We start from the raw sequence: 3,297 nt of genomic DNA on the forward strand, positions 1-3,297 counted from the left end.
CCCGCGCCCGTGGCGGCGAGGCCGGCCCCGACCCTCGGGCCGGGCGTCTGACCGCCGTGCGGCTGGCCGCCGTGCGGCTGGCCGCCGAGGTTGCCGGGGGTCTGCGCGCCCGGACGTGCCCGGAGTCTGGCCGCCCGGGTTGCCGGGGGTCTGCCCGCCGGGCGTACCCGGGGTGTGGCCGCCCGGAGTGCCGGGGGTCTGGCCACCCGGGTTCCCAGGAGTCTGGCCGCCGGGGTTGCCCGGGGTGTGCCCGCCCGGAGTACCGGGGTTGCCCGGGGTGTGCCCGCCCGGAGTACCGGGGTTGCCCGGGGTGTGCCCGCCCGGAGTACCGGGGTTGCCCGGGGTACCGGGGTTGCCCGGAGTACCGGGGTGACCCGGGTGGTCGTCGTCGCACGGCTCTTCGTGCCCGCCGCCCGGGTGGCCGGGGTGTCCCGGGTTACCGGGGTGCCCGGGGTGTCCCGGGTGCTGCGGCTTGCCCGACTCGTTGGCGCAGCGGTTGCCGAAGGCCGGGTTCAGACCCCCGACCACCGTCACCGTGTTGCCGCACACGTTCACCGGCGCGTCCACCGGTGCCTGCACGTTGTTCCCGGACAGCAGGCCCGGAGAGTTCGCGGCGTGCCCCGACGCCCCCGAGGCCGCCTGGGCCTGACCGCCGGCGAACGCGAGGACACCCCCCGCGGCCGCCATCGTGATCAGCGTCTTCCTCGTGACCTGAACCGGTCGTCGCATCTGTACTCGTCCCCTGGTGTGTACGTTCCGTCCGGCGCGCGGGCCGTACGGGCTCCCCCGCCCGTCGCGCCGAAGAAGTGAGCTTCCGGGCCGTAAAAGCCCGGCGGCCCCGGAACGCTGGATTGCGCTCCGGGGCCAGAACTTCAGAAGCGTCAGGCGTTGACGCAGGTGTTGCCGAAGGCCGGGTTCAGCAGGCCGATGATGTTCACGGTGTTGCCGCAGACGTTGACCGGGACGTGAACCGGAACCTGGACGACGTTGCCGGACAGGACACCGGGGGAGCCGATGGCCGCGCCCTGGGCGCCCGCGTCGGCGGCGGCCATGCCCGCACCCGCGAGAACCAGACCACCGGTGGCAGCCGCAGCGGCGACAACCTTCTTGAGCATTGTTCCTCCTAGTAGGCAAGTGCGGTCCCAGCCGCGGACCGCACCACCTGTAACGAGGAGGGATCACCAGGGCTACGAGCGTATGAGCGCATTCACTCTTCTCAGTGGAATCCGCACACCTTCCCGATTCTCCGGCGTTATGGGGCGCCGAGCGCGCCTCAGGCGTTGTCGATGAACCGGTCCAGGACCCGGACGCCGAACTTCAGGCCGTCCACCGGCACCCGCTCGTCGACGCCGTGGAACATGCCGGCGAAGTCCAGCTCCGGCGGCAGCTGGAGCGGCGCGAAGCCGAAGCAGCGGATGCCGAGGTCGTCGAAGGACTTGGCGTCCGTCCCGCCGGAGAGCATGTACGGGACCGCCCGCGCGATCGGGTCCTCGGCCCGCAGGGCACCCTGCATGGCGTCCACGAGCCGCCCGTCGAAGTCCGTCTCCAGCGCCTTGTCGGCGTGGACGTCCTCGCGCTTCACGCGCGGGCCGAGGATCCGGTCGAGGTCGGCGAAGAACTCGTCCTCGTAGCCCGGCAGGAAGCGTCCGTCCACGTGGGCCGTGGCCTGGCCGGGGATGACGTTGACCTTGTAGCCGGCGCCGAGCATCGTCGGTGCGGCCGAGTTGCGCAGGGTCGCGCCGACCATCTTGGCGATCCCGCCGAGCTTGGCGAGCGTGGCGTCCATGTCGTCGGGGTCGAGCGGGGTTCCGAGGGCGTCCGAGAGCTCGTCGAGGAAGTGTCGAACGGTCTTCGTGACGCGCACCGGCCACTGGTGGCGGCCGAGGCGCCCGACGGCCTCGCACAGCTCGGTGATCGCGTTGTCGTTGTTGGTCATGGAGCCGTGCCCCGCCGTGCCCTCGACGGTGAGGCGCATCCAGTGCATGCCCTTCTGGGCGGTCTCCACGAGGTACAGCCGCAGGTTCTCGTTCACCGTGAAGGAGAAGCCGCCGACCTCGCCGATGGCCTCGGTGACGCCCTCGAAGAGCCCGGGGTGCTTGTCCACGAGGTGCCGGGCGCCGTACGTGCCGCCCGCCTCCTCGTCCGCGAGGAAGGCCAGCACGATGTCCCGCGGGGGCTTGCGCCCGCTGCGCATGCGGTCGCGCACGACGGCCAGCGTCATCGCGTCCATGTCCTTCATGTCGACCGCGCCCCGGCCCCAGACGCAGCCGTCGGCGATCTCGCCCGAGAAGGGGTCGTAGGTCCAGTCGGCCGCGTTGGCGGGGACGACGTCGGTGTGCCCGTGGATCAGCAGGGCCGGCCGCGAGGGGTCCTCGCCCTCGATGCGGGCCACGGTCGACGCGCGCCCCTTGTGCGACTCGAAGATCTGCGGCTCCAGCCCCACCTCGGCCAGCTTCTCCGCGACCCACTCGGCCGCCTTGCGCTCGCCGGGGCCCGAGTGGTCCCCGTAGTTGCTGGTGTCGATCCGGATGAGGTCCCGGCAGAGGTCGACGACCTCGTCCTCGCCGGAGACGGCCTTGCCCGCGCCCGATGCGCTCACGCTGTTCCTCCCACTGATCAGTACCGGCTACCCCCACCATCCTCGCGCCCCCGGCCGCTGTGCCCAAGGGCGTTCCGGGCCCACTCGGGGGGTGTGATCGGGGGCCTCCGGCGTTTGGTAATGTTTTCCACGTCGAGGCGGCCCGCGAGGGACGTCAGGCGCACACCTTGTCCGGGTGGCGGAATGGCAGACGCGCTAGCTTGAGGTGCTAGTGCCCTTTATCGGGCGTGGGGGTTCAAGTCCCCCCTCGGACACAAACAGAAGGACCCCGCTCCGGCGGGGTCCTTCTTCGTTCCCCGGGGGTCTCCGGGGGCGGAGCAGGGCGTGGACCGGCGACCCCGGAATGTTTGGTAATGTTTTCCACGTCGCAACGGGCCGCGAGGAACGTGAGGCGCACACCCTGTCCGGGTGGCGGAATGGCAGACGCGCTAGCTTGAGGTGCTAGTGCCCTTTATCGGGCGTGGGGGTTCAAGTCCCCCCTCGGACACAAACAGAAGGACCCCGCTCCGGCGGGGTCCTTCTTCGTTCCCCGGGAAGCGCGGGACAACGGAGAGGTTCGCCCGTTCGGTCAGGCAGGTCCGGCATCCGCGCGCGGGGGAGCTGGGTGGTTTCCCCCGTATCGCGGTTCCGGTGATTTTGTCGCCATAGGAGACCACGTGCCTCCGCTACCCGCCAAAATCGGCCACCGAACGCGGAAG

General features: G+C 71.2%; 2 protein-coding genes, 2 tRNA genes and 1 pseudogene. 2 read left to right on the plus strand and 3 right to left on the minus strand.

Translation table 11 applies throughout. The features are described 5' to 3' along the window. Positions 1–132: 132 nt before the first annotated feature. The 3 genes and pseudogenes from SSNG_RS39250 to SSNG_RS07540 all read right to left on the minus strand — a co-directional run. Positions 133–729: pseudogene (locus tag SSNG_RS39250) on the minus strand (chaplin); the annotation flags it as partial. Between the two features lie 152 nt (positions 730–881). Further along, entirely contained in the window at positions 882–1,115 is a 234-nt protein-coding gene (chpH, locus tag SSNG_RS07535; protein ID WP_007263209.1) for a chaplin ChpH, read from the minus strand. A gap of 158 nt (positions 1,116–1,273) precedes the next feature. After that, the gene (locus SSNG_RS07540; protein ID WP_007263210.1) at positions 1,274–2,599 is read right to left on the minus strand and encodes a M20/M25/M40 family metallo-hydrolase; all 1,326 of its coding nucleotides are present in this window, start codon (positions 2,597–2,599) and stop codon (positions 1,274–1,276) included. Positions 2,600–2,768: 169 nt separating this feature from the next. Here SSNG_RS07540 and SSNG_RS07545 point away from each other — a divergent pair. Both SSNG_RS07545 and SSNG_RS07550 read left to right on the plus strand, forming a co-directional pair. Then, positions 2,769–2,853, plus strand: a tRNA-Leu gene (locus tag SSNG_RS07545). Between the two features lie 148 nt (positions 2,854–3,001). Continuing rightward, positions 3,002–3,086, plus strand: a tRNA-Leu gene (locus SSNG_RS07550). Positions 3,087–3,297: the final 211 nt, after the last annotated feature.

Origin of the sequence: Streptomyces sp. C (assembly GCF_000158895.1) — a bacterium.
Classification (GTDB): domain Bacteria; phylum Actinomycetota; class Actinomycetes; order Streptomycetales; family Streptomycetaceae; genus Streptomyces; species Streptomyces racemochromogenes.